Consider the following 654-nt stretch of genomic DNA (forward strand, 5'->3'; position numbering starts at 1 on the left):
ACGTACAGGAGCGGCAATTACAGAGCATAACGGCAAATTGTGGGTATTTGGCGGTTCTTATCGAGAAAACAGGCGAGAGACTTATTCAAACGAGTTATTGATCAGTGAGGATGGGATAAACTGGCAAAAAGTTGAAGGTACCAACTCTCCTGCAGGCCGGTTTCTACCTAAGATGGTTTCATTTAATGGTAAGTTAATACTGCTTGGTGGCGAAGGTCCTAGCCTTGATTCTGCCCGTTCACACTTGTGGAGCACAGTTGATGGTAAGCAATGGACAGAAAATACATCAACAACACCAATGCGTTCACGTGATAAGTTTGATTTAAAAGTTTTTGATGACAAACTGTGGCTCATTAACAGCGGTCGTAAAGATGTTTTTTATGCCCAAAGTGCAGACAGCAATGCTGACTGGGTAAAAACCTCGCTGCCGAGTAACGTACGATCACCGCATTTTGTGATTGATAAAAATCAGTTATGGGTCATAGATGAAGATGGGCGCAAGTACTACGTGAAAAAGAATGCCAACACCCAACAATATACGTGGCATCATTTTAACGACTCAGCAGCTGAAAATACGCCAACCTTTACCTCAAGACGATATAACAATATTGTGTCGTTCAAGGGGAAAATCTGGTCAATTGCAGGTTTACAAGC

General features: G+C 42.4%; 1 protein-coding gene. It reads left to right on the forward strand.

What is annotated here, in order from left to right; genetic code table 11:
• Window positions 1-654 (forward strand): DUF6242 domain-containing protein (locus AC1EU0_RS19180; protein ID WP_480304378.1); only part of this gene is annotated, 654 nt, incomplete at both ends.

This window comes from Parashewanella sp. 2210YD4-3 (genome assembly GCF_056591735.1).